Raw genomic sequence first — 20664 nt, 5'->3', positions numbered from 1 at the left:
CAGGGCTATTTCATTCCGCGTTGTGCTTTTCAATTCCATTGTTCTCTTTTTAAGTCAGTTAAATTTTCAAACAGTCGAATTTATCATTTCTCCGTTCCGCTTAAGATTCCGAGCTATTTTAGGTAACTCGTTATATCAACCCAAATATACACTTTTAAAACAATTTCTTTATTGGATAAAGTGTAACTAAGTTATTGAGGAGTGAATGTGTTAGAGTCAGTTTTAACCAGTAGAGGCAGATTTAGTTTATAAGCTACAAGGAGCGCAATGAAATAAATTGTTTCATGAGTCTTATACATTAATCCAATTCATAGGTGCTATAACAATCTGGAGGCATGCCTTTGAATTAAAAGCCAACTATTTTACCGTTTCTTTAAAGATACATTTTTGATACATTTTAATAAAGAAAAAGGATAAGCTAGGTTGGGAATGTAAAGCAATGCAGACGAGAGATTTTCCTCAAAAAAAATGGATCGGGCTCAAATAAATCCAACAGGCTAGCGCCTGAAATTGGATTTTTTGTTTTTACGCCCTTTAAAGCTGGGCTTTAGGGCTATATTTACTAGGATTAACTGCGTTGATCCTCAAAAAGGAATCGGTGCTCAAATGAATCCAACAGGCTAGCGCCTGAAATTGGATTTTTTATTTTTAGGCCCTTTAAAGCTGGGCTTTAGGGCTAAAAACAAAAAATCCAATCACTCTCGTGATTGGATTCATTTGGTCGGGATGAGAGGATTCGAACCTCCGATCTCGCGCCCCCCAGACGCGCACTTTAACCGGACTAAGCTACATCCCGAATGTTGCAGCGCAAATATACTTAAGTTTTTGACAATTTACCAAATATTAAAAGGCTTAATCTGCACCAGATAATAAGCCTCGTATTGGATAGTATACTAAACTTTTCATTACCAAGACGCTAAGCTTTTAGCCGCATTTAGACTCCGATTAATCTTTTGTTAAACTAGCCTATAACCGTTCGCTATTATCCAATTTACTTGCACCTTTGCAAAATGCCTTCCACGACTTTAACACATAAGAAAAAGCAACAGATTATTCTCTGGGTGCTAGGAACCTTAATTGCTCTAGGTCCGCTTTCTATTGATATGTATTTGCCAGCTTTTGAACAAATAGCACAAGATTTTAGCATACCCAAATCACAAGTAGGTTACTCACTTACCACTTATTTTATCGGAATTGCTCTGGGGCAATTAATGTACGGCCCAGTGATGGATAAGTTTGGTCGTAAAACCCCACTGTTATTCGGCTTAGTGTTGTATATCTTTGCCGCTTTAATTTGCTTTTTCTCTCCCAATATTTGGTGGCTCATGGCTGCACGTTTTTTACAAGCCATAGGTGCTTCGGCAGGTATGGTCGCTTCAAAAGCTGTGGTGCGCGACGTTTTTAAACCCGAAGAAGTAGCCCGGGCCATTTCATTTTTAATGCTCATTATGGGAGGTGCGCCCATTGTGGCTCCTACTCTAGGCGGCTTTATCATTCACCACCTGCATTGGCCCTACATCTTTTTGGCTTTGGTTATTGTCGCCAGCTTGATGTTTGTAAGTGTGTTTAGGTTTCTACCCGATAATTTTCCTGCCGATTATAGCGTAAACCTGAATCCGATTGAAGTAACCAAAAAGTATGTAGGTATTTTTAAGAACAAAATTTTCCTCACCTACTCGCTTGCCGGTAGTTTATGCATAGGAGCGCTATTTGCTTATATCGCCAACGCACCGGTTTTATTTACCGATAAATTTCATTTCACCGAATTGCAATTCGGTTGGTTATTCGGTTTAAACGCCGCAGGACTTATTGCGGGAAGTCAGTTGAACCGGGTGGTACTCAAACGATTTAGCACCTACCAAACCACTAAATTTGTTGGTTTTATTCTGCTGGTATTTAGTATTTTACTGGTTGTTTTCTCGTTGTATGTAGATCATTACATCAGTATATTAGGCTGCTTGTTTGTAATATTATTTTTATTGGGCTTTCAAAATCCCAATACCACTGCTCTATCGCTTTATCCGTTTACACGAAAAGCCGGACGAGCTTCGGCGTTGGTAGGAAGTTTTAAAATGATTTTAGGAGCGGTCGCCTCCTTTGTCATCAGCTCATTCTCTGGGCAGTATTTATTGCCTATGGCTATTTGTATTTTTCTTTGTTTTTTACTGAGCTATGTTTTACTGATTGGTTTTGAGTGGAAAGAAAAAGCCGCCGTAAGTTTTTTAAAAAGTGCAAAATAAGTGTACCTTAGTAAAACACTAATGCTAAACAGACCTGATTATGCCCAACACCTTAGACGGAGCTTACCAATCGCTTTTTCAACCTGAATTAATCGCCGAAATTGAAGACGTTGGTGTGATTAAAGAGGTAAAAGCCGGTGAAGAGCTGATACAAGTAGGCGACTATATACGCTCTATGCCTTTATTACTAGATGGTGCGATTAAAATTTCGCGTGTAGATGAAGACGGATATGAGTTATTGCTCTATTTTTTAGAGCGCGGCGAAACCTGCGCCATGACCCTTAGTTGTTGTGTGGGGCACAAACAAAGTGAAATTAAAGCTGTAGCTGAATTAAACTCTACTTTACTCATGGTTCCCGTTTTTAAAATGGAAGAATGGTCTTCAAAGTATAAATCTTGGCGCAATTATGTTTTTGAAAGCTACCACAACCGCTTGATGGAAGTACTCTCAGCTATAGACAATATTGCTTTTACCAAGTTAGACGAGCGCCTTCTACGCTATTTAGAAAGCAAAAAGAAAATCAACCGTTCGGTTCATCTAGAAATGACCCACCAAGAAATAGCATCAGATTTAAACTCGTCGCGTGTAGTTATTTCTCGCTTATTAAAAAAGCTAGAATATCAAGGTTACCTCAAAATTAATCGCAATAGCCTAGAACTACTAAAAACCTAAACGCAGTATCTTGGTCATAACTAAACATAAAAAAACCCAAACGTAAAGTTTGGGTTTTTCAATTTAATCAATTATTATTAGTCAACTTTTAAAAATTTTCCGTTTCCGTCAAACTCCAATTCGGTACCGTTGTCTAAACCTATTTCGTGTTTACCGTCTTCATATTCCCATTCAATAATCTTTTGTTCAGGATATTTGTTTTGCACAAAATACTTTACTTTTTCAGGAATTAAAGCGGCCGGAATTTCGGTATCACCTTTGATTTCGGTTAGGTAACCTTCAATATTAAAATCCATTTTAGCACCGTTCGCAAACTTCACTTGAAAAGCTTCTTGACGGTCATCTTTATCTATATTTACTTTATCTACCTTCCAAGCCTTATAATGCTTTTGAATAACATCTTTTGCTGGTTGTGGTAAATCGTTTACGCTTTGGGCTTGCATAAAGCTAAAACCAAAAAGTGCCATTGCTCCACCTAAAATTATCTTTTTCATAATATTTTAAAATTTAAAATTCAACTTTGTTTTTATGTCTATCCAAAGCTATTAAAATAATTCCTGCCTTATATTAAAATTATGTGAATTTAATTCGCTTTAACGTTACAGGCCTCCATTTATAATTTAATTAAGGTTTAGGTAACTTAGGTTACGAAAAGTAGATCAGTATACAAATACCTTTGTTTAAAATTAGAAACAATGAAGGTCAAGTTTTTACTGTATATTTTCGCTTTAAGCGGATTTTTAAGTCAAGCACAGGAATACAACCTGCTTACTCAACAGGAAGTATTAGCACAGGTGCAGCAAAAAAATGCTAAAATTAAAATTGCGGGGTACAATACGCGCATGGCGCAAGCCGACTATCAACAAAGTGCGGCAGTATTCTTACCCGAACTAGGAATTTCTCATCAGGCCACCTCCACTACCAACCCCTTGATGGCCTTTGGGTCTAAACTCAATCAAGAAATCTTAACACCAATTGATTTTGACCCAATGCGCTTGAATAATCCAGAAGCCATAGAGAATTTTCAAACCAAGGCCAGCATACAAATGCCTTTACTTCATTTAGACGGTATTTATGAGCGAAAAGCAGCCAAAAAAGCCTGGCAAGCAGCTCAGTACCAAGAACAGCATACGCAAACTTTTATGATATATCAGGCCAAAATGGCTTATATGCAATTGCAGTTAGCACACAAAAACTATGCGGTATTGCAAAAAATTGTAATCGCCGCACAAGCACACTATAAAATGGCTCAAGACAATCGAGCCGCCGGTTACTTACAAGATGCCGATGTACTTTTGGTACAAATGCGGGTGAGTGATATTCAAACCAAGTTGAACTATGCTAAAAGTGCTATTCAAAATGCCTCTGATCAACTGAATTTATTGATGGGCAATAATTTGTCCACTGCCTACCAACCAGTAGATAGCCTGCAACTACAAATGGTTGCTTTAAATACAAATTATAATTTGCAACAGCGTAATGATATAATGGCGAAGAAACAGGCTACCGAGGCTCAAAAGAATTTATTACGGGCAGCGCGCATGCAATTTTTACCTCAACTTGCAGCCTTTGGGAGCTACGAATGGCACGATGATGCACTATTTGGAACACAAGCCGAAGGCTATTGGATAGGTGCTCAAATCAGCTGGACACTTTTTGAGGGCGGCCAGCGATTTGCTAAAAACAAACGTGCTAAAAATGAATGGGAAAAAGCCGTTCTTGAAACCAAAAATTATGAACTAGAAAGTTTAGCAGAGCTTGAGCAAGCAAAACGCCAGTTACAAGATGCAGAGCGTGAAGTAGCACAAGCCGAATTGGCAGTAGAGCAAGCAAAAGAAGCGCTTCGCATAAGAGCTAACCGCTTTAAAGCCGGACTCGAAAAAACCACCGAACTTTTGCAAGCAGAAGCGGTTTATGCACAAAAACACTTACAGTATTACCAAAGCATTTATGGCTACAACCAAGCCTTATATTATGTCAACTTTTTAACCAATTAATGATGAAAACACGATTCTATAAATCTTTACAAATGAAAAATATATTATTCTCTGTTGGCCTAATCATAGCCTTATTGTTAACCTCATGCAATAAAGAACAGTCGGCTGCAAAAACTCAACAAGCCAATCCGGTTGCGGTAAACCTTTTCACGCTTAAAAAAGCACAAGAAAATCAACCTTATATTATGGTAAGCGGTACGGTCGCAGCCGATAATGCAGCGCAAATTAGTACTCGGCATATGGGTTATGTAAAAGCTGTGTATGCCAAACTAGGCGAAAAGGTAAAAAAGGGTCAGAGCTTGATTCACATTAGCAATACAGAGCTTTCGGCTCAATTGGCACAGGTAAAAGCCAAGCAGACAGAGGCTAGAGCGGCTTTTCTAAATGCTCAAAAAGATTACGAACGCTATACCCAACTCTTTAAACAAAATAGTGCCACCCAAAAAGAACTAGATGATATGCAAACCCAATATAGCATGGCGCAAGCTCGCTTAAAGGCCGCGCAAGAAATGCAAAATGAAATTGAGTCGCAATTTGCATATACACAAATAAAAGCACCTTTCACCGGTACTATTACTAGCAAAAATGTTCAAGTAGGCGATTTAGCCAAACCGGGGTAGGTATTAATGCAATTAGAAGGTGACCAAAGTTTATTGGTTGAAACCCGTATCTCCGAATCCGATATTAATCGTATCAATCCGCAAGATAGTGTAGCGGTTTATTTAAATAGTATTGACCAGCGACTTAAAGCTGAAATCTTTGAGTTAAGTAATTCGGCACGCTTTACAGGCGGACAGTATACGTTAAAAGTTCGTTTAATTAATCCGCCAGAGAGCGTAAAAGCTGGAATGTATGCACAGGTAAAACTCCCCATTGAATCAAAAACAGACGATGAATCGCAAGCTGCACCACTTCTTATTCCTAAAGAAGCCTTGGTAAAACAAGGGCAATTAACCGGAGTATTTACTCCTAGCCTTCAAAATACAGCCGTATTACGTTGGTTGCGCTTGGGTCAAGATTTTGGTGACCAAGTAGAAGTTTTGAGCGGTTTATCTCCTGAAGAACAAATTATTATTAATTCACAAGGCAGGTTGCAGAACGGAACCCCTATTGTTAAAAAATAAATCGGATGAAAGAAGGTATTGCTGGCAAAATTGCCAAATCGTTTATACAGTCAAAACTCACCATATTATTAATGATTGTTTTTATGGTGGTAGGCGTATGGAGTTCGTTTTTAATTCCGCGCGAAGAAGAACCGCAAATTGAAGTGCCGATGGCCGATATTTTTATCGGATATCCGGGAGCCAGTCCTCAAGAGGTAGAATCGCGTGTAATTGAACCACTAGAAAAGATTCTCACCAATATTACGGGAGTAAAACATGTGCAAGCCGTAGCACAGAAAGATGGTGGGATGCTTATTGCCCAATTTTATGTGGGCGAAGATACCGAACGATCCTATGTTAAACTTTACAATGAGATTCAAAAACATATGGATTTGATGCCCAGCGGGGTAAGTATGCCTTTGGTAAAAACCAGAGCCATAGACGATGTACCCGTTCTAGGTTTAACCCTATGGAGCGAGCATCTAGATGATTATATGCTTAAACAAATCGCACAAGAAACTCGAAACGCCATTGAAAAAATACCCGATGTAAGTCAGACTTCAATCATTGGAGGCCGTAGCAAAGAAATGCGCATCAGCATAGACAAAAACAAGCTACGAGAGCGTCAACTCGATTTGCAACAGGTAGTGCAATTAATCGGGGCCAACAACCACAAACAATACATAGGCAAATTCAATCAAAACGACACTGAATACCAGGTTAAAGCGGGTAGCTTTTTAAAAAGCCAACAAGAAGTTGAACAATTAATTGTAGGCACACAAGCCGGCAAACCTGTTTACCTTAAACAAATTGCACAAGTAGAAGAAACCCCAGAGCGATCAACCACTTATGTCTCGCTTGGTTTTGGTGCTGGTCACGAAGCGCAACAAGACTTTCAAAGTGAATATCCAGCAGTAACCTTATCTGTAGCCAAAAGAAAAGGTGCTGACGCTATGCAACTTGCCGATAAAATTTTAGAAAAAGTAGAGCGCCTAAGGGCCTCCACCCTAACTCCTGATGTACACGTAGAGGTAACGCGAAATTATGGTGAGACCGCTTCGCAAAAGGTAAGTGAATTATTGTTGCACCTTATTGGCGCTATTATAGCGGTAACTTTGGTGGTTATGATGGCTATGGGCTGGCGCGGTGGTTTAGTGGTATTTTTATCTGTACCCATAACCTTTGCCCTAACCTTGCTTAGCTATTACATGCTCGATTACACCTTAAACCGTATTACCTTATTTGCTTTGGTCTTTGTTACTGGTATCGTGGTAGATGACTCCATTATTATTGCCGAAAATATGCACCGGCATTTTAAAATGAAAAAATTGGCGTTTAAAGAAGCTGCATTATATGCTATTAACGAGGTAGGAAACCCTACCATATTGGCAACGTTTACCGTAATTGCTTCGGTGTTGCCTATGGCCTTTGTGAGCGGTATGATGGGCCCCTATATGAGTCCGATGCCCATTGGTGCCTCTATTGCAATGATTCTATCTTTATTTGTAGCTTTAACCATCACCCCTTATTTAGGTTTTATTTTCTTGCGTGAAAAAGAGAAAAAAAAGGATAAGCCTCAAGTTCAAAAAGAAGGAAGAGGTTTTATTTATAATCTGTACAATAAATTTGAGCGCCCATTATTAGAGCACAAAGCTTGGCGCTGGGGATTTTTATTGGGCACCTTTGGTATTTTATTTTTAAGTATGGGTTTATTTTTAACCGAAAGTGTTGCGGTAAAAATGCTACCTTTTGATAATAAGAATGAATTTCAACTCATTATAGATATGCCCGAAGGCACAAGTTTAGAGCGTACTGCAGTGGTGACCCGGGAAATTGGGCAGTTTTTAAAAACCCGTCCCGAAGTTGTAAGTTATCAAAACTATGTAGGTACCGCAGCTCCTATAACCTTTAATGGTTTAGTGCGTCACTATGATTTACGTGCCGGTAGCCATACCGCAGATATTCAAGTAAATTTACGCGATAAAAAAGATAGGTCTGAGCAGAGCCATGCTATTGCAAAATTGCTAAGACCTCACATTCAGGCAATAGGCGATAAATTTGGTGCAAATATAAAAGTGGTAGAAGTACCTCCGGGTCCGCCAGTGTTATCGACTATAGTAGCCGAAATTTATGGTCCCGACTATGATCAACAACTACAATTAGCTAAAGATATAAAACAGCTTTTACGCCATACTTCAGATGTAGTAGATGTAGACTGGATGAGCGAAGACCCTTATGAAGAGTACAATCTAAAAGTTAACCAAGACAAAGCGATGCTTCAAGGTATAAGTACACAAAAAATTGTACAGACTGCGCAATTAGCTTTGGCTGAGCGGTCAATTGGTAGAGTTTACCAACCCGAAGCTGCAGAGGCGGTGAACCTTGTATTGAGTTTAACAAATGCCCAAAAGAACCATATTGACGCCATCACAGATTTAAGTATAAAAAATGCCAACGGACAAATGATTCCCTTGCATTCGTTAGTAAGTATTGAAAAACGCCAAGCACCACAAAGTATTTACCGCAAAGACCAAAAACGAGTGGTTTTTGTTACCGCCGATATGGCGGGAGTTCTCGAAAGTCCGGTTTATGCTATTTTAGGAATGACCCAAAAACTAAAAGAATTGGATTTGCCAGTGGGCTATCAAATAGATGAGTTGTACTTAGGTTCTCCAGAAAATGAAGCCAACTATACCGTTAAATGGGATGGAGAATGGCAGGTTACTTTAGAAGTTTTTAGAGATTTAGGTATCGCCTTTTTAGGGGTAATCATCATAATATATATGCTTATTGTAGGTTGGTTTCAAAACTTTAAAGCCCCCATCGTAATGATGGTAGCCATCCCATTGTCTTTAATAGGCATTATTCTAGGACATTGGATGATGGGCGCCTTTTTTACGGCTACCTCATTTATTGGTATGATTGCATTGGCAGGTATTATGGTGCGTAACTCAGTACTACTCATTGATTTTATTAACCTGCAACTTGCCCAAGGAATGCCTTTAAAAGAAGCGGTGATAGAAGCGGGTTCAGTACGTACTACCCCTATTCTGCTTACAGCTGGGACAGTGGTCATCGGTGCCTTTGTAATTTTGTTTGATCCAATTTTTCAAGGACTGGCTATTTCACTAATGGGTGGTACCATAGCCTCTACTTTTTTAACGCTACTGGTAGTGCCGTTGGTGTATTACTTAGTTGAACGTAAAAATCATCCGTAAAGTAAAAGATAAATACTAAATAAATTATTAAATAAAAATAAAGAATATGATTAATAGATGGATAAGAGCAATTGCTGGTAGTTTTGTTATAATAAGTGTTTTACTGGCCGTATATGTAAACATGAATTTTTTATGGTTTACAGGTTTTGTAGGAATTAATCTCCTGCAGTCATCCCTTACTAAATGGTGTCTTATGGAAGATATCTTGAAAAAATTAGGGGTTAAAGAAGCAGGAGATTGCTGCTCAAGATAAGAGTAAATTCTTGAAAATTATAAATGGGTCGTCTAAGCTAATGCTAGATGACCTTTTTTTATTTTAAATTTTAATTTGATTAAAAGTAATAGAATTGTGAGCAAAAATACTTTTTATGTCGTAGGGGTACTTTTAATAATAAAACAAGAGGTTTCTTATGATTTTAAAGTACATAATTCCGCTTAAAGCGGATTTATATACCGTAGCGATACAAAGGGTTAAAATATAAATGGAACAAAATTTGACCTAAGTTTAAAAAACATCATCATGAAAAATATTGTACTTCTTTTATTACTCGCTTTAGGTAGTGAAACAGTGTTTGCAGATTGCTCAATGAGTGGAATGTCTTTTTTTTAAGCAGTGGCTACATTTTCTAAACAAAACGCGGATCTTTACGTACGGCTTGTTTTTCTATACTGCTCACTACAATACTGGGGTACTCATAAGCGTAGGTGAGCTTACCTACAATTTTATAAATACCCATACCATAAATAGGGAATTGATTGTAAGTTTCTGGAAAATGTACCGTATCAAAAACTTCAAACCAAGCGTCATAGAAAGTTCCAAAAGCCATATATGCCCCTTTGCTGGTTTTTGTGGTTTTTAAGCAAATTAAATCGCCGTAAATACAAATGCTTTTACCTGCCCAAGAAGAGAAATGACGCACGCCTAGCTTGCTGCTTATTTTATGTTGAAGCAGTTGAAACGGATGGTACACATGAAACCCCAAAAGATGCATTTGGTCATAAGCATCGCTCAAAAAATTTTGTTCTAAAGCCGGTAACTCATATTTCTTTGTTGGATTTACAAATAGCTTTTGTTGCCAGCGATTGACTTGCTGTTGATACGGATTTGCAGAAAGCTGAAAATGAGCTTGCCAAAGCAATTCATATTTAGATTGCCCCGTGAATCTAAAGGCACCAGCATTAATCAAAATACTTACTTGCTCGATAGAAACATTTAGCCGATTTAGAAAATCTTCGAGCGAGCGGAATGCGCCCCCAAAATTTCTTTCTTCTAAGAGCAACTGTATATTTCTTTGCTCTAATTCTTTTAAGTAACCCAAGCCCAAATAAACATCTTGTTTATCAATAGTTAAAGCAAAATGACTGTGATTTACACAAGGCAAATGCACACGCCCTCCGCAGTTTCGCAGCTCTTGCAAGTAGGTTTGCATACCATAAAACCCGCCTCCATTATTAATAACAGCTACCATAAATTCTAGAGGAAAATAACATTTTAAGTACAAACTTTGATAGCTCTCTACCGCATAAGATGCCGAATGCCCTTTAGGAAAAGCATATCCGGCAAAAGAAGCTATCTGTCCCCAAATTTCATGTATAATTTCTCTGGAGTAACCTTTTTGCAGGCAGTTGCTAATAAACTTTTGTTCTATGCGCTGCATTTGATTTTTAGAAGTTTTTTTACCGCTCATCCCACGGCGTAAAATATCGGCATCTTCTAAGTCTAAGCCAGCAAAGTGATGCGCTACCTTCATCACATCCTCTTGATATACCATAATGCCGTAAGTATCAGGCATAATCTGATTCAAAACCGGGTGAGCCTCCTTTCTTTTTTCGGGTTGTCGGTGTCTTTTGATAAACTCTTCTTTCATACCTGCACTAGAAACCCCGGGGCGTATAATCGAGCTGGCAGCAACTAAATTCAGGTAATTATCAGTTTTTAATTTGGTTAATAAAGCACGCATACCGGGAGACTCAATATAGAAAACTCCCATGCAATCGCCTTGAGCTAGTAAAGCATTTATACGCGTGTCTTGTTTAAAGTCACCTACCTTATTGATGTCTTTAAGTTTAGCCTGAGGTTGATTGGCTTTTATTAAGGCCAGTGCATCGGTGATTTTTGAAAGGCCACGCTGAGCCAAAATATCAAATTTATGTATACCAGCTTCTTCGGCAATATGCATATCTATTTGTATGGTAGCAAAACCCTTAGGAGGCATAAAAGTGGCGGCATAATGAAAAACCGGTTGATTTAAAATGAGAATACCACCAGAATGCACACTTATATAATTGGGAAAACCTGCTATGTATTTGCTGTAGCGTAGCACCAAGCGCTCTAAATGATCGAGTTGATTATCATTAAACCTCCCTTTACTCAAACGGTCTATTTGTGCTTTGGGCAAACCAAAAACTTTACCCAACTCCCTAATTACCGCTTTGCGTTTAAAAGTCACATAAGTCCCCATCAAAGCGGTATGCGTATATTTAGAGAAAATATACCGGGTGATATCATCTCTATCTTTCCAAGAAAAATCGAGATCAAAATCGGGAGGTGAACTGCGTCCTGCATTGATAAAACGTTCAAAATACAAATCGAGTTCAATAGGATCTACATTGGTGATTTCTAAAATATAAGCCACTACCGAATTGGCTCCACTACCCCGCCCAATATAGGCGTAATTCTTTTTTTGAGCGTAGCAAATAATATCATAATTAATAAGAAAATAAGAAACAAAACCCAACTTAATAATTGCATTCAGCTCGGTTTTTACCCGTTGCATCACCTCTACCGGTGCTTGTGGGTAACGTTTAGGTAGCTTTTGGTAGCACAAATCTTTTAATCGCTTTGTATCTTCCTCTTGAGTTTTGCCCAGTAGCTGCAAGTTTTTATTGTATTGTACCCCAAATTTAAAATGTACTCGGCAATTGTTTAGTAACTCTTGAGTTTGCTTGAGCAAATAGTCGATACCATTACAGGCCTGCGTTATTACCTCTGGGGTATAAAAAGTGTGTTTTGCTTGGCCTTGTTGCGCTTCAGGCAGTTTGCTTAACAAACAATTTAAATCGATGCTCCGCAGTAACCGATGTGCATTAAAATCTTTTTTGTTTCTAAAACTTAGGCTTTGTAAAAACACCAGTTTTTCTTTTGGATAGGCTGATTTATTCCGCTTTAGCGACAGTAAATCCGTAAAGCTAACTCCCACGTAATGCTGAGGTAAAAGTGAAAAGCTTGCTAACTTTTTTAGGGCATGTATCGGATATATGAAATAACAATTAGGTAAATTGGGCGCTTGAAGCGGAAAGTCTTGCTGCTGCTCTAAATACTGTGATAAAAACCGATTGAGCTCATAATACCCTTGGTTGTTTTGCGCGATTCCTACGTAGAGTTGTTGATGTTCGTTTCTAAAATCTACTCCTACACGCGGACAAACACCGCGTTTTTGCGCATGCTTTATAAACGATAAGCAAGCCGATGTTGAGTTGATATCGGTTAATACAAAGTCTTGAACACCCTGTGCTAAAACCCAGTCACAGAGCTCATCTTCTGGTATTACCCCGTAGCGCAATGAAAACCAAGAATGACAGTTTAAATACATTGTTATTGTTTTCTGTGAGCCAAAACCATAGGTGGTTCACCGTTAAACGGATTTCCCATACCGCCAATACTTTTACTATCTAGTGTAGAAGCTTTTAAAATGCTGCGTTCTCCAAACCTGTTTTTTATCTTATCAATAGATTGGTATAAATCGATTAATTTTTGCGAATCATCAAACAAATCAATTTGATGATGCCCCCCTACTAGCCCCGAAAATTTAAGCCCGATAAGTCTTATGAGCACTCTTCTTTGGTACAGCTGGTCAAAAAGTGCTAAGGCTTGAGGAACCAGTAAATGATCTGCACTGGTATAGGCTATTCGGGTTTGTTTACTTTGCGTTTGATAATCGGAGTATCTGATTTTTACCGTAACAATTGAAGTTAGTTTTTGTGCGTTTCTTAGTTGATAAGCCAAGCTTTCTGCCATGGCTTGTAGGCTATTTTTTAAACGCACTACATCTATTGTGTCTCGGTTAAAAGTGCGCTCCATAGAAATTGATTTGCGCTCGTGATACGGTATAATGGGGCTGTTATCTATGCCCTGTGCACGCAACCAAATGGTTTTTCCGTTTTTACCCAATACCTGCTCAATCACAGCCAAAGGCATTTCTTGCAAAGTTTGTATGCGTTGTATGCCCATTTGCACTAATTTGGTGTAGGTTTTTTGACCTACCATAGGAATCTTTCTGGTTGATAACGGAGCTAAAAAATGCTTTTCTGTTCCTTGAGGTATATAACGTTCATTATTGGGTTTAGCCTCGCCTGTAGCTATTTTTGAAACTACTTTGTTTTGAGATAAGCCTACAGATATAGGCAAACCGCTCTCTGCAATGATCTTTTTCCTGAGGTCAAAAGCAAATTGCTGTGTACCAAAAAACCGATCCATTCCGGTTAAATCAACATAGAATTCGTCTACACTGGCTTTCTCGAAAGCAGGTACCTCTGCCCGTATGATTTCGGTCACCAAGTGAGAATATTGCGTGTAAGTAGAAGCGTTGCCTTTTATTACAATAGCTTGCGGACAAAGTTTGCGGGCCACTTGCATAGACATACCGCTGTGTATACCATAACTTCTAGTCTCATAACTGCAAGCCGCCACTACGCCACGATCGCCTAAGCCACCTACCAAGATGGGTTTGTGCTGCAATTGACTATCTAAAAGACGCTCTACAGATACAAAAAATGTATCTAAATCGAGGTGTAATATAGCTTGAGGTTTCATTGTTTTAAGGATTTATTCCTTTTTAATGGATTTATTCCAAAATTAAAACAATAACTAGAATTTTGTAGGTTTATACGTGTTAAATTTTACCAGTTAAAAAACAACTATTTGATTTACAGATAAGTAAACAAACAAATTCTTAATTCATAAAATTCACCCGGCACATCTACTGTTTATATCTATACAGCGTTTGTTTGCTTCTTATTAAAGCTTTATCGTAAGTATCCTGAGTCCACGGTAAGTCCACTAAAAAGTAAACTAAGGTATACTCATACTAGATTCAATATAGATTTAGAATAAAGACAATATGATTTAAACCGTGCTTTGGTATAAGCTTAGTATACTTAAAAACTAAATCAACTTTAAGGAAATGTGATTAAAGGGAGTAATTAATTTTAATTACCGTCTCGGGTTTAAAATGCAGTACTTTATGAATGAGTTATTTATTCGAAATTTAAAACCTTTCAGAGCTCAATTAAGAGGTGTAAAAAAAGTTGAATATTTATTGTACTAAATAAAACAATTAGTTACTTAAAAACTCAAAAACCCAGAAAATGTCCTTGATCCAAAAAAACAGAAAATAGTCTTGATCCCATTATCCGTACTCAATAAGAGGTGCATTATAAAAACAAAAAACCCTTACTAAAAAATAGTAAGGGTTTTTGTGATCGCGACAGGATTCGAACCTGTGACCGTCTGCTTAGAAGGCAGATGCTCTATCCAGCTGAGCTACGCGACCATTGCTGTTAGCGGTTGCAAATATATAACTGTTTTTAAAAAAATCAAGCTGTTTTCTAACTAATTTTATTTTTTTTTACTTTAAGCTGAGCAACCTACTCAAAATCAAATTTGAAGATTAATTTTTTTTGAAGTATACCGTTTTGGCATTTACAAATTCTTTGATTCCAAAAGTACCTAGCTCTCGACCATAACCCGATTCTTTGGTGCCGCCAAAGGGTAGTCTTGGATCGCTTTTTACCAATTCATTCACAAAAACCGCACCGTCGTCAAACTGCCCGATCAAGGCTTCGGCCCTTTCATAATCTTCGGTAAAAATAGAGACTCCTAGTCCAAATTTAGAGCGGTTAACCAAATCAATCGCTTCTAAATCGGTTTTAAAGGGAGTAATTCCCATTACGGGTCCAAAGGTTTCTTCTTCAAAAATACGTGCTTTTTTATGCACATCGATTACAACGGTGGGTTCAAAATAAGTTTTTCGACGCTTGCCACCTAGAATTAAACGAGCGCCTTTGGTAAGTGAATCTTCGAGTTGTTTTTCTAGTTCTTCGGCTAAATCTTCTCGCGCCATTACACCAATAAAAGTATCTTCATCTTGGGGGTTACCACTTTTTAATTCGCGTACCTGCGTGATGAATTTCTCAACAAATTCAAGGTAAATAGATTCTTGCACCAAAAGCCTTTTTCCCGCAATACAGCTTTGCCCTGTATTCTGAAAACGCGCTTGAACGCATGTTTTTACGGTTTCTTCTAGGTTGGCATCTTCAAAAACCACTAAAGCATTACTTCCGCCCAATTCCAATACCGAAGGTTTTATTAATTCGCTTGCTTTTGAAGCTACTGCGCTACCTGCCGGTTTGCTACCGGTTAAACTTACGGCTTTAACCCGATCGTCTTTAAGTATGGCATTTACCTTCTTGCTACTAATCACTAAATTTTGGTAACAACCTTCGGGAAAACCGGCTTCATTAAAAGCTTCTTCAATAAGTTCTGCACAACCCATTACATTGCTAGCGTGCTTTAAAAGCACCGTATTACCAGCCATTAAGGTAGGTATAGCAAACCTAAATACTTGCCAAAACGGATAATTCCAAGGCATAACGCCCAAAATTATACCTAAAGGGTCATAACGCACCAAAGATTTATACGCATCGGTTTCGATAACTTCATTCTGCAAAGCTTCGGCTGCGTTATCGGCATAATAATCACAGACCCAAGCACATTTCTCAACTTCGGCTTTAGCCTGGCTGATGGGCTTACCCATTTCTTGGGTAATCATCGCTGCATATTTATCGGTATTTTTACGTAAAATTTGACCTACAGCTCTTACAAATTTTGCGCGACTATTCAAATTGTGGGTGCGCCAAACATCATATTGTTTTTCGGCGCGTTTAAGTTTTTTATTGAGTATTGATTTTGTGTCTTGACGGTATTTTTTTATGGTCTCTCCCGTGTACGGATTTATAGATTTAATCATAGTTTCATTTTAGGTTAAAAATAAGCATCCGTAGTAGAATTCAATTTTTTATTAAGATGATTTTAACGTGTAGCTCTAGGCTTTTTCTGTATTTTTATTAAAAACTAGTTTTATCTATTATGAAATCAAGATCTGAAGCACTTTTTCAGTTAAGACCAAATTTAAACCTAGCTACCTCTCCCCTTCAAAATCCGCTCGAGCATTTTCAAAACACTTGTTTACGACCTATTTTAAAATTCCAGAATGAGTTGCTGTTAGAGGTTTTTAAAATGCATATCCGCAAAAGGAAAAACCTGTTTTATAGTTTAAAAAAAGAGGATCGCCCAACGTATATTTCAAATGAAATCAGCAAAGACAATCAGCTAAGAAAATTATTACAAGGAATCACGCTAGCTCTTTTCACCTTTGAGGAATTGAGTTTCTACCAGGAAAATAAGTCTGAGATCAACAAACGTATCAACCGGCTTATCGCACAACGCTTAATCGATCAGCTACAGCTATTAGAAGCTTAAAACATTTAAAAACTATGCGTAAACCGCGAAAGAAAAAAGTAAAAAGCAAAAAACCAATTGTCAACCAAATACCAGGAAAGGTAGTTTATGTAGGAGAAAAACAAACCCAAGGTACCCTAATAGAGGTATTTGAATATAGTAAAGACTTTTTAACCTATAAGAAGTTGGCACAGGTTGAAGAAGCCTTTGCCTATAAAGACAGTAAAAATATTGCATGGATAGATTTTGATGGCTTGAACAATACCCAAGCTATCGAATCTTTAGGAAATCACTTTGGCTTACACCCTTTATTGTTAGAAGATATTGTTAATACACGCCAACGGCCTAAAATTGATGTGTATGAAGATTATATTTTTTTACAAGTAAAAATGTTGTATTATGATACACAAGATGTTTTAATAAAAGAACATGTGAGCATTGCTTTTGGAGAAAATTATGTAATTAGTTTTCAAGAAGCAGAAAGTGATGTTTTTGATGGTGTAAGGGAGCGATTGCAAAATGCACAAGGCCGCTTGCGTACCTTTAAAACCGATTACCTAGCTTATGCCTTACTCGATGCTATTCTTGATCATTATTTTGAGGTGGTTGAACAACTGGCCGAAAAAGTTGAAAATTTAGAAGATAACCTGTTTACTAACAATGTAAACAACCAAACAGCGCTAGATATTCAAGAATTAAAACGTGAAATAATTAGAGTGCGTAAGGCTATTTTTCCCGTCAAAGAAGTTATTGCACGCCTAGAAAATGGATCGCATAAACTCATTGAAGCACGTACAAAAAATTACTTGCGTGATTTGCACGACCACGGTATACAGGTAGCTGAAAATATTGAAATATACCGAGAAATGACTTGGGGGCTTATGGATATGTATATGAGTAGTATTTCTAACAAAATGAATGAAGTGATGAAGGTACTAACCATTATGGCAAGTATTTTTATCCCTCTTACTTTCATCGCAGGTATTTACGGGATGAATTTTCACCATATGCCCGAGCTAGATTGGGAGTATGGTTACTATTATGCTTGGGGAGTAATGATTTTAATAAGTTTGGCATTAGTAATTTACTTTAAGCGTAAAAACTGGTGGTAAAACCAAACAGCTTTTCTTTAGTAAACTGAACCAATGATTGTTTTAGTAGATAAACATTTTTTGATTTTGCTGGCAGGTTATGGATTTATTTCGGTTTTTGCCGGAATTATGTTGAGGGCATACCCCCCTAAGAAGATCAATTCTTTTTATGGTTATTGAAGTTACCGCTCTCGAAAAAATAAAATCTACTGGTTTAAAGCGCAACAATTTGCGGCAAAATATATATTGCAAATAGGACTTATTAGCTTGTTTTGCGCTCCGTTAGATTTACTAGAAATATTTTCTCCTTTTTGGTCTGCCGTCTTTGGTTTAACTTTTATAGCAATAACAATCGTTTGGCTCATTTTAAAAGTTGAAAAAGGTTTGAAAGCTCTAGAATAACTAATTTAATTGGATTCAAGCTTTTGATTTTCTTTTTCGGTAATCTAACCAAATAAAAATTCCGTAAAGCAAAATACCAGCTCCACCAATATAATATAGACTTTCTTTTAGCTTGTCTATACTGCTAGAGAAATAAGCAATGGCAACACTTAAAGGAATAATACCAGCTAAGGTAGCACCTATGAATTTAAGAAAATTCATTTTCATTCCACCTGCAATAAAACTGATGGCATCATTAGATAGAAATGGAGAAATGCGAAACAACAGCACGCTTAAAAACCCATATTCTTTTACCCAAAAACTTAATTTTTTATAATTTTTCTTTCCTGAAATTCGTTTGATATTATGGTGCCCAATTTGTAATCCGAGTACATAGCCTAAACTCGAAGCGATAAATACCCCACTTACCGAAATGGCTACCGCTTCAAAAAAACCATAAGCCAATGCTGCTACCACCATAGGTAACCAAGAAGGAACCACAATTAAAAACATTTGTAATACAATAATTAGCACTAAGATAAGCGCCCCCAAAAAACCAAAGCCACTTATAATTTTTTGTACCTCTTGGGTATTGCCCGCTAAAAGCGCCGCCCACAAATCTTGGGTAACCGATTTAAAGCTCGGAATAAAAGCATAGCAAAGCCCTAAAATGCCAAATACCAATAAACTAATGAAGACTGCGCTATATTTTTTCAAGAGATTTTTCATGCTATATACTATTGCTTTACGGATTTAATTTTACCTGATGCAAGATAAGTCCAGAAGCCGGAGCAATATGTTCTAGTTTTATTCCATTATCAGGATTTAAAGTTGATTTGATGAAATCAAGGTTTACATCTCCCCTACCTAAATCGATAAGCGCTCCCATCATAAGTCTGATCTGATGCCGTTTAAAACCGCTACCTTTAATTTTAAGGACATAACTTTTTTCTGGAAAAAAATTAGCCGTGTACACATCATTCTCAACCAATTCACAAGAAAAGATCTCTCCAGTTGTAATCGTTTGCGGACTAGGTCTAAAAGCATAAGCTCTAAAATCTTGCTTTCCGACAAATAAGCTAGCTGCTTGAGTCATTAAATCAATATCTAGATCATCTTTTACATAAGCCATAAACGGCGCAGCAAAGGGATGAAATTTTTTGGCAAAAGCAAAAAAATAATGGTACTCCTTCACTTTAGCATGTTTAATAATGTTAAAATCACGCGTAGTCTCTTCAATACCTAAGGCGTGTATGTCGGGTGGTAGATTCTTGTTCAACAAATCTAGAAATTCGTTGCATTCTAACTCTTTTTCATAAAGAAATAATTCGACATAAGTTTGGTTTACCGAAACCTTAGCATCTGTTCTGCCCGCTGCGATTACCTTAAACCGTGCCCTATCTAAAATGTATGAAAGCGTGCGTTCTAGCATACGTTCTACTGTATTAACATCGGGTTGTTTTTGCCAACCATGGTATCTAAAACCCAAGTACTGAAGCTTAATAAGATAATAATAGCGTTGGGGTTGCATGATATAAAAGTTACTTTTAGGTTAATTATAACAAAGAAAAACCTGTTTAAAAAAGATTAAACAGGTTTTTAACTGAATAAAATTATTATTATTTGTCATTAAGAATTATAGGCATTCCGGTTTCACCACCTCCAATAATTACTGTTTTGGAATTATTTGAGCGCGCTAACTCTAAAGTTGCTTGAATTCCTTTTTCCTGTAAAACCTTATCGGTTAACGATTCGCTTAAAATACGGTTTGCACGCGCCTTACCTTCCGCTTCAATTTTTTGGCGCTCGGCTTCTTTGGTAGCTTTGGTAAGTCTAAACTCATATTCTAAAGATTCTTGCTCTTGTTTTAATTTACGCTCAATCGCATCTTTAATACTAGGAGGCAAAGTTACATCGCGCACTAAAATCTCGTTGAGTTGTATGTATTGATCATCTACAATATTTTCGGTCTCGGTGTAGATTTCTTCTTGAATGGCGTCTCTCTTTGAGGCATATAATTGTTCTGGTGTATATCTACCTACCACACTACGCGCTGCAGAGCGTATAGCTGGTAATAAAACACGTTGCGTATAATCTTCGCCTTTTTCTTGGTGTAATTTACCTAATTTACCATAAATAGGTTGAAACCAAGCCGATGCATCAATTTTTATCTCTAATCCGTTGCTAGATAATACCTTCATTTTTTCGAAGACTTCTTGTTGTCTCACCTCATAAATAAAAACATCATTCCACGGCGCTACAAAGTGAAAGCCTTCACCCATAGGGGGCTCATCTGTAACCACACCTCCGCCAAAAGTTTTGTAAAGCACTCCTGCCTCTCCCGAGCCGATAGTAACCGTTGATTTAAATACAATAATTAATACCACTACACCAATAAATATAGCAGGTAAAGCAATTTTAGGTAATTTTTCCATTTTTAAT

16 protein-coding genes, 2 tRNA genes and 1 pseudogene are annotated in these 20664 nt (G+C 37.5%); 10 read left to right on the top strand and 9 right to left on the bottom strand.

The features are described 5' to 3' along the window. Nucleotides 1-718: 718 nt before the first annotated feature. Nucleotides 719-796, bottom strand: a tRNA-Pro gene (locus tag FT993_RS01670). A gap of 214 nt (nucleotides 797-1010) precedes the next feature. Between FT993_RS01670 and FT993_RS01665 the strand changes: the two genes are divergently transcribed. Both FT993_RS01665 and FT993_RS01660 read left to right on the top strand, forming a co-directional pair. Then, nucleotides 1011-2240: a multidrug effflux MFS transporter gene (locus FT993_RS01665; RefSeq protein ID WP_147860803.1), complete on the top strand. Its 1230-nt coding sequence runs from the start codon at nucleotides 1011-1013 to the stop codon at nucleotides 2238-2240. Nucleotides 2241-2280: 40 nt separating this feature from the next. Next, nucleotides 2281-2913 carry a Crp/Fnr family transcriptional regulator gene (locus FT993_RS01660; protein ID WP_147860802.1) on the top strand — a complete coding sequence of 211 codons (633 nt, stop codon included), beginning with the start codon at nucleotides 2281-2283 and terminating at the stop codon, nucleotides 2911-2913. A gap of 77 nt (nucleotides 2914-2990) precedes the next feature. Here FT993_RS01660 and FT993_RS01655 read toward each other — a convergent pair whose 3' ends face one another. Further along, nucleotides 2991-3407, bottom strand: a complete 417-nt coding sequence (locus FT993_RS01655) for a PepSY-like domain-containing protein (protein WP_147860801.1) — start codon at nucleotides 3405-3407, stop codon at nucleotides 2991-2993. A gap of 201 nt (nucleotides 3408-3608) precedes the next feature. On the opposite strand from FT993_RS01655, the gene FT993_RS01650 reads away from it, so the two are divergent. From FT993_RS01650 to FT993_RS01630, 5 genes are read left to right on the top strand one after another with little or no spacing between them, the layout of a single operon-like run. Further along, nucleotides 3609-4910 carry a TolC family protein gene (locus FT993_RS01650; protein ID WP_147860800.1) on the top strand — a complete coding sequence of 434 codons (1302 nt, stop codon included), beginning with the start codon at nucleotides 3609-3611 and terminating at the stop codon, nucleotides 4908-4910. Nucleotides 4911-4942: 32 nt separating this feature from the next. Next, nucleotides 4943-5530 carry an efflux RND transporter periplasmic adaptor subunit gene (locus tag FT993_RS01645; protein WP_187240731.1) on the top strand — a complete coding sequence of 196 codons (588 nt, stop codon included), beginning with the start codon at nucleotides 4943-4945 and terminating at the stop codon, nucleotides 5528-5530. 6 nt (nucleotides 5531-5536) lie between these two features. Then, entirely contained in the window at nucleotides 5537-6034 is a 498-nt protein-coding gene (locus tag FT993_RS01640; RefSeq protein ID WP_147860798.1) for an efflux RND transporter periplasmic adaptor subunit, read from the top strand. A gap of 5 nt (nucleotides 6035-6039) precedes the next feature. Next, nucleotides 6040-9231: an efflux RND transporter permease subunit gene (locus tag FT993_RS01635; protein ID WP_147860797.1), complete on the top strand. Its 3192-nt coding sequence runs from the start codon at nucleotides 6040-6042 to the stop codon at nucleotides 9229-9231. Between the two features lie 46 nt (nucleotides 9232-9277). Next, nucleotides 9278-9484: a DUF2892 domain-containing protein gene (locus FT993_RS01630; protein ID WP_147860796.1), complete on the top strand. Its 207-nt coding sequence runs from the start codon at nucleotides 9278-9280 to the stop codon at nucleotides 9482-9484. 373 nt (nucleotides 9485-9857) lie between these two features. Here FT993_RS01630 and FT993_RS01625 read toward each other — a convergent pair whose 3' ends face one another. The 4 genes from FT993_RS01625 to FT993_RS01610 form a co-directional block, all read right to left on the bottom strand. Then, the gene (locus FT993_RS01625) at nucleotides 9858-12824 is read right to left on the bottom strand and encodes a DNA polymerase III subunit alpha (RefSeq protein ID WP_147860795.1); all 2967 of its coding nucleotides are present in this window, start codon (nucleotides 12822-12824) and stop codon (nucleotides 9858-9860) included. 2 nt (nucleotides 12825-12826) lie between these two features. Beyond that, complete coding sequence (gene dinB, locus FT993_RS01620) at nucleotides 12827-14044, bottom strand: DNA polymerase IV (protein WP_147860794.1); 1218 nt, start codon at nucleotides 14042-14044, stop codon at nucleotides 12827-12829. A gap of 665 nt (nucleotides 14045-14709) precedes the next feature. Further along, nucleotides 14710-14783: transfer RNA gene (locus FT993_RS01615), tRNA-Arg, on the bottom strand. A gap of 117 nt (nucleotides 14784-14900) precedes the next feature. Continuing rightward, nucleotides 14901-16259: an NAD-dependent succinate-semialdehyde dehydrogenase gene (locus FT993_RS01610; RefSeq protein WP_147860793.1), complete on the bottom strand. Its 1359-nt coding sequence runs from the start codon at nucleotides 16257-16259 to the stop codon at nucleotides 14901-14903. 119 nt (nucleotides 16260-16378) lie between these two features. Here FT993_RS01610 and FT993_RS01605 point away from each other — a divergent pair, with 119 nt between their 5' ends. The 3 genes and pseudogenes from FT993_RS01605 to FT993_RS12555 form a co-directional block, all read left to right on the top strand. After that, the gene (locus FT993_RS01605; protein ID WP_147860792.1) at nucleotides 16379-16771 is read left to right on the top strand and encodes a glyoxalase; all 393 of its coding nucleotides are present in this window, start codon (nucleotides 16379-16381) and stop codon (nucleotides 16769-16771) included. Between the two features lie 14 nt (nucleotides 16772-16785). Further along, nucleotides 16786-17862, top strand: coding sequence for a magnesium/cobalt transporter CorA (gene corA, locus FT993_RS01600; RefSeq protein WP_147860791.1), 1077 nt, complete (start codon nucleotides 16786-16788; stop codon nucleotides 17860-17862). A gap of 177 nt (nucleotides 17863-18039) precedes the next feature. Next, nucleotides 18040-18243: pseudogene (locus FT993_RS12555) on the top strand (hypothetical protein); the annotation flags it as partial. A gap of 15 nt (nucleotides 18244-18258) precedes the next feature. On the opposite strand, the gene FT993_RS01590 reads toward FT993_RS12555, so the two are convergent. The 3 genes from FT993_RS01590 to FT993_RS01580 all read right to left on the bottom strand — a co-directional run bounded on the left by FT993_RS01590 (nucleotide 18259) and on the right by FT993_RS01580 (nucleotide 20657). Continuing rightward, entirely contained in the window at nucleotides 18259-18951 is a 693-nt protein-coding gene (locus FT993_RS01590; RefSeq protein WP_147860790.1) for a TVP38/TMEM64 family protein, read from the bottom strand. 16 nt (nucleotides 18952-18967) lie between these two features. Further along, nucleotides 18968-19753 (bottom strand): tRNA pseudouridine(38-40) synthase TruA, encoded by a 786-nt coding sequence (locus tag FT993_RS01585; protein WP_147860789.1) that lies wholly within the window; start codon nucleotides 19751-19753, stop codon nucleotides 18968-18970. Nucleotides 19754-19841: 88 nt separating this feature from the next. Beyond that, complete coding sequence (locus tag FT993_RS01580) at nucleotides 19842-20657, bottom strand: prohibitin family protein (protein ID WP_147860788.1); 816 nt, start codon at nucleotides 20655-20657, stop codon at nucleotides 19842-19844. Between the last annotated feature and the right edge of the window lie 7 nt (nucleotides 20658-20664).

It is taken from the genome of Mesonia sp. HuA40 (assembly GCF_008017835.1).
Taxonomy (GTDB): domain Bacteria; phylum Bacteroidota; class Bacteroidia; order Flavobacteriales; family Flavobacteriaceae; genus Mesonia.
This window is presented reverse-complemented; position numbering and strand designations above follow the sequence as displayed.

Bases quoted from the DNA above. Each gene is read 5' to 3' on its own strand.
- FT993_RS01580 (WP_147860788.1), bottom strand. From the start codon at position 20,657: ATGGAAAAATTACCTAAAATTGCTTTACCTGCTATATTTATTGGTGTA.
- dinB (WP_147860794.1), bottom strand. From the start codon at position 14,044: ATGAAACCTCAAGCTATATTACACCTCGATTTAGATACATTTTTTGTA.
- corA (WP_147860791.1), top strand. From the start codon at position 16,786: ATGCGTAAACCGCGAAAGAAAAAAGTAAAAAGCAAAAAACCAATTGTC.
- FT993_RS01650 (WP_147860800.1), top strand. From the start codon at position 3,609: ATGAAGGTCAAGTTTTTACTGTATATTTTCGCTTTAAGCGGATTTTTA.
- FT993_RS01665 (WP_147860803.1), top strand. From the start codon at position 1,011: ATGCCTTCCACGACTTTAACACATAAGAAAAAGCAACAGATTATTCTC.
- FT993_RS01635 (WP_147860797.1), top strand. From the start codon at position 6,040: ATGAAAGAAGGTATTGCTGGCAAAATTGCCAAATCGTTTATACAGTCA.
- FT993_RS01630 (WP_147860796.1), top strand. From the start codon at position 9,278: ATGATTAATAGATGGATAAGAGCAATTGCTGGTAGTTTTGTTATAATA.
- FT993_RS01605 (WP_147860792.1), top strand. From the start codon at position 16,379: ATGAAATCAAGATCTGAAGCACTTTTTCAGTTAAGACCAAATTTAAAC.
- FT993_RS01660 (WP_147860802.1), top strand. From the start codon at position 2,281: ATGCCCAACACCTTAGACGGAGCTTACCAATCGCTTTTTCAACCTGAA.
- FT993_RS01645 (WP_187240731.1), top strand. From the start codon at position 4,943: ATGAAAAATATATTATTCTCTGTTGGCCTAATCATAGCCTTATTGTTA.
- FT993_RS01625 (WP_147860795.1), bottom strand. From the start codon at position 12,824: ATGTATTTAAACTGTCATTCTTGGTTTTCATTGCGCTACGGGGTAATA.
- FT993_RS01585 (WP_147860789.1), bottom strand. From the start codon at position 19,753: ATGCAACCCCAACGCTATTATTATCTTATTAAGCTTCAGTACTTGGGT.
- FT993_RS01590 (WP_147860790.1), bottom strand. From the start codon at position 18,951: ATGAAAAATCTCTTGAAAAAATATAGCGCAGTCTTCATTAGTTTATTG.
- FT993_RS01640 (WP_147860798.1), top strand. From the start codon at position 5,537: ATGCAATTAGAAGGTGACCAAAGTTTATTGGTTGAAACCCGTATCTCC.
- FT993_RS01655 (WP_147860801.1), bottom strand. From the start codon at position 3,407: ATGAAAAAGATAATTTTAGGTGGAGCAATGGCACTTTTTGGTTTTAGC.
- FT993_RS01610 (WP_147860793.1), bottom strand. From the start codon at position 16,259: ATGATTAAATCTATAAATCCGTACACGGGAGAGACCATAAAAAAATAC.